General features: G+C 72.9%; 5 protein-coding genes. 3 read left to right on the top strand and 2 right to left on the bottom strand.

The window, feature by feature from the left end; all coding sequences use genetic code 11:
• Together RIF89_RS11415 and RIF89_RS11410 are read left to right on the top strand one after the other, a co-directional pair.
• Window positions 1-729: glycine cleavage T C-terminal barrel domain-containing protein (locus RIF89_RS11415; protein ID WP_309069232.1), on the top strand; the 729-nt coding region annotated here is incomplete at its 5' end.
• Between the two features lie 12 nt (window positions 730-741).
• Window positions 742-1,848 (top strand): FUSC family protein, encoded by a 1,107-nt coding sequence (locus tag RIF89_RS11410; protein WP_309069231.1) that lies wholly within the window; start codon window positions 742-744, stop codon window positions 1,846-1,848.
• On the opposite strand, the gene RIF89_RS11405 is transcribed toward RIF89_RS11410, so the two are convergent.
• Window positions 1,845-2,672 (bottom strand): class I SAM-dependent methyltransferase, encoded by an 828-nt coding sequence (locus tag RIF89_RS11405; RefSeq protein WP_309069230.1) that lies wholly within the window; start codon window positions 2,670-2,672, stop codon window positions 1,845-1,847. The genes RIF89_RS11410 and RIF89_RS11405 overlap by 4 nt on opposite strands.
• Window positions 2,673-2,735: 63 nt before the next feature.
• Here RIF89_RS11405 and RIF89_RS11400 point away from each other — a divergent pair, with 63 nt between their 5' ends.
• Window positions 2,736-3,479 carry a phosphoglyceromutase gene (locus RIF89_RS11400; RefSeq protein ID WP_309069229.1) on the top strand — a complete coding sequence of 248 codons (744 nt, stop codon included), beginning with the start codon at window positions 2,736-2,738 and terminating at the stop codon, window positions 3,477-3,479.
• A 91-nt stretch (window positions 3,480-3,570) separates the two neighbouring features.
• Here RIF89_RS11400 and phoU read toward each other — a convergent pair whose 3' ends face one another.
• On the bottom strand, window positions 3,571-4,254 hold the full coding sequence (gene phoU, locus RIF89_RS11395) for a phosphate signaling complex protein PhoU (RefSeq protein WP_309069233.1): 684 nt from the start codon (window positions 4,252-4,254) through the stop codon (window positions 3,571-3,573).
• Window positions 4,255-4,262 lie beyond the last annotated feature (8 nt).

Raw genomic sequence — 4,262 nt, 5'->3', positions numbered from 1 at the left:
CTCGGCTACACCGAGCTCGAGACCGCCGAGAAGCGGGTCGCGCTCGTGGCCTACCGGCCGAACGACATGCCCCTCGTGTGGGGCGACCCGTGGCGGGAGATCGCGGCGGGGGGATGGCAGTACGCCGCGGCTCTGCCGCATCCGGGGTCCGCGTACACGTGGATCGAGGCGATCGTGGAGCGTGCTGAGCTGCCGCAGCTCGCCGACGTCGAGCCGGCCGGCCTGCTGGCCGCCGAGGCGCTGCGGATCGCCGCCTGGCGCCCGCGCTGGAGCCGCGAGGTGGACGAGCGCGCCATTCCGCACGAGTTCGACTGGCTGCGCACCGCGGTGCACCTGGACAAGGGCTGCTATCGCGGGCAGGAGACGGTCGCCAAGGTGCACAACCTCGGTCACCCGCCGCGTCGGCTCACGCTGCTGCACCTGGACGGCAGCGACAGCGTGCTGCCGGCTCCGGGCGCGCCGGTGCTGCAGGCGGGACTCGAGGGCGAGGCGTCCGAGGTCGGCCACATCACGAGCAGCGCGCGGCATCACGAGCTCGGGCCGATCGCACTCGCCGTGCTCGCCCGGCGGGTGCCCGCCGATGCGACGCTCGAGATCCACGCGGACGGCGCACGCATCGCGGCCGCGCAGGAGGTCATCGTCCCCGCCGACGCCGGGGCGACCGCGGAGGTGCCGCGGCTGACGCGCCTGTCGCGCCGTCCGCTGGCCGAGCCGCCCGCGCAGGCATAGCGGGCAGCGGGGATGTCCGACTCGCAGCCGATCACGCAGGCCGTCCCGGTCACGTGGCGCAGCCGGATCTCGCCTCGACCGGGGCTCGCGCGCCTCCGGCAGTCGTGGATCGCGGTCGCGCAGATCGTCATCGCGGCGACCGGCGCGTACCTCATCGGGCGGTATGTGCTGGGACACGAGACGCCCATGATCGCCGCCACGGTGTCGATCTCGAGCCTCGGCCTCGCGCGCGACGCGCGACCGCGGCTCGTCGCGGAGACCGTGGTGGGGATGCTCACGGGCATCCTGCTGTCCGAGGCCCTGCGGTTCTTCGTCGGGACGGGCTGGTGGCAGCTGGCGCTCGCGCTCGCAGTCACGATGCTCGTGGCCCGGTTCCTGTCGCCGTCGCCCCAGTTCGCGATCGCGGCGGCCATCCAGTCGGCCATCGCGATGATCCTGCCGCTCGCACCCGTGCCGTTCTCGCGGCTGCTGGACGGTGTGATCGGCGGCATCCTCGCCGTCACGATCACGGCGCTGCTGCCCCGCAATCCGGCCGCCGCGACGATCCGGGAGGCCCGTGCGTTCTTCTCCGGCTTCGACGCCGCCGGCGAGCGCCTCGTCGCGGCCCTGCGGCGCGGCGACCGGCTGCGGGCCGAGCGCGGCCTCGAGAAGGCGCGCGCGCTGCAGGCGCCGCTCGACGCCTGGCGGGTCTCGCTGGAGTCGGGACGGTCGGTCGCGCGGATCTCGCCGTTCCTGCGCGGGCGGCGCGCGGAGCTCGAGCGGTATGCGCGCATCCTGCACGCCATGGACCTCGCGATGCGCAACCTGCGCGTCGTGGGGCGGCGCATCGTCTACGTGACGGAGGACCGTGAGCCGCGCCCCGTCCCGGCCGAGGTGATGTCCGGAATCGTGCGCGCGGCGACGCTCGTCGCCGCGTCCATCGAGGACATCGCCCAGGAGCCCGTGGCCCGCGAGAGCCTGCTGGCGATCGCGCGTCGCCTCGATCCGGCGAAGATGCTCCCCGACGCGACGCTCGGGGAGCAGGCTCTGGTGTCGGCTCTGCGTCCGCTCGTCGTCGACCTCCTGGTCGCGACCGGCATGCCGCCCGGCGAGGCGCGCGCCGCGATCCCGCGGATCTAGGACGGTCGCACCGCGCCCCACGGGACGGTGAGCTCGCCCAGGCGCCAGCGCGTCCGACCGCCGAGGACCGGGATGCCGGACGAGCGCAGGGCCGCGACCGCCGCCATCCAGCGCTGGATCGGCCCGAACGGTGCCAGCGCGGCCGCGCGGTCCCACTCCCGGTCGAGGGCGGCCAGCAGAGCGTGGATCCGCTCGCCCGGCACGTTGCGATGGATGAGCGCCTTCGGGAGGCGCTCGGCGACGATGCCCGGCCGCTCGAGATCCGCCAGGCGCAGCGAGATCGTGAAGCGCAGCGGCTCGCCCGACGCGGAGACGTCGATCCAGCTGCACACGCGGCCGATCTCGTCGCACGTCCCCTCGACAAGTACGCCGTCCGGCGCCAGGCGCGCGGTCATCCGGTCCCACGCGCCGCGCACGTCCGCCTCGTCGTACTGGCGCAGCACGTTGAACGCCCGGATCACCGCCGGTCGCCGGTCACCCGGAAGCGGGATCTCGAACCCGCCGCGCGCGAAGGAGACGCGGGCGTCGGGCGCGAACATCGTCTCCCCGCGGCGTGTGGCCTCCAGCTGCGAGATCGCGCGCGCCACGCGCTCGGGGTCGATCTCGAGGCCGAGCAGCTCGACGTCGTCGCGCACGCCGCGCAGCCGCGCGGCGAGCTCGAGCGTCGTGACGCCGTTGGCGCCATAGCCGAGGTCGACCACGAGGGGATCGGAAGCATGGCGGAACTCGGGGAGGTGCGCGATCCAGCGATCGACGCGGCGCAGACGGTTGGTGCCTGTCGTGCCGCGCGTGGGGCGTCCCTCGGGACCGTGAGCACGCGCCATGTGACCATTCTGCTTCGCCCGGCGCCACATGCCGGGCCGCGCGGCGTCGCTAGGCTGGACCGCATGGCACACACCCTGATCCTGCTGCGACACGGCCAGAGCGAGTGGAACGAGCTCAATCTCTTCACCGGATGGGTCGATGTCCGGCTCACGGAGCTCGGCCGCTCGGAGGCGCAGCGCGGCGGCGAGCTGATGAAGGAGCAGAGCGTGCTCCCCGACGTCGTGCACACCTCCGTGCTCAGCCGCGCGATCCAGACCGCGAACATCGCGCTCGACCACGCCGACCGCCTCTGGATCCCGGTGAAGCGCTCGTGGCGCCTCAACGAGCGCCACTACGGCGCCCTGCAGGGCAAGGACAAGGCGCAGACCCTCGCCGAGTTCGGCGAGGAGAAGTTCATGGAGTGGCGCCGCTCGTTCGACGTGCCGCCGCCCGTGATCGACCCCGCAGACGAGTACGCGCAGACCGACGACCCGCGCTACGTCGGCATGGACGGGGAGATCCCCGGCACCGAGTCGCTCAAGATCGTGATCGACCGCATGCTGCCGTACTGGGAGGGCGAGATCGTGCCCGACCTGCGCGCGGGCAAGACCGTTCTCGTCGCCGCGCACGGCAACTCGCTGCGCGGGCTCGTGAAGCACCTCGAGGGCATCAGCGACGAGGACATCGCCGCGCTGAACATCCCCACGGGCATCCCGCTCGTCTACGAGCTCGACGAGGACATGAAGCCGACCGGAGCGAGCCGCTACCTCGACCCCGAGGCCGCCGCCGCCGGCGCCGCCGCTGTCGCGTCCCAGGGCAAGAAGTAACCGCAGGCACCCAGAAGCAGAGGCGGGGGGCCGCGGCGCGGCCGGGATGCGAGCGGGGCGGCGCCTCTTTCCGTGCGCGGACTGACCGGGGTCAGACCTCGGGGACGTGGACGTCGGGGGCGCCGTGCTCCAGGCCGGTCCAGTCGCCCGTGCCGAGGTAGATCATCTTCTTGGCGATCGAGACCGCGTGGTCGGCGAAGCGCTCGTGGTAGCGGCTGGCGAGCGTGGCGTCGACGGTGGCGCCGGCCTCGCCCTGCCAGCTGTCGCTGAGCACCTTCTCGAACACGCTGGCGTGCAGCTCGTCGATGTCGTCGTCGCTGTTGCGGATGTGGTCCGCGATCGCCAAGTCCTGCGTGCGCAGCAGCTCGGTGAGGGCCCGCGCGACCTGGACGTCGAGCTCGCCCATCCGGGTGAAGGTGCCCTTCAGGCCCTTCGGGATGGCGCGGTCGGGGTAGCGCGTGCGGGCGAGCTGGGCGATGTGCTCCGCCATGTCGCCCATGCGCTCGAGCGACGCGCTCACGCGCAGCGCCGTCACGACGATGCGCAGGTCGCGCGCGACCGGCTGCTGCATCGCGAGGATCTCGATCGCCAGCTCGTCGAGGGCGAGCGCGCGCTCGTCGATCAGACGGTCGTCGGCGATGACCTCTTCGGCCAGAGTGACATCGCCGCTGCCGAACGCTCGCGTCGCCTTGTCGATGGCGATCGTGACGAGCTCGGCGATCTCGACGAGCCGGGACTGGACGTCCTCGAGAGACTGGTGGAAGACTTCGCGCATCGTGGACC

The sequence above is a fragment of the Microbacterium sp. genome, from assembly GCF_031178525.1.
Classification (GTDB): domain Bacteria; phylum Actinomycetota; class Actinomycetes; order Actinomycetales; family Microbacteriaceae; genus Microbacterium.
The sequence above is the reverse complement of the archived record's forward strand: the minus strand, read 5'-3'. Positions and strand labels throughout refer to the sequence as shown.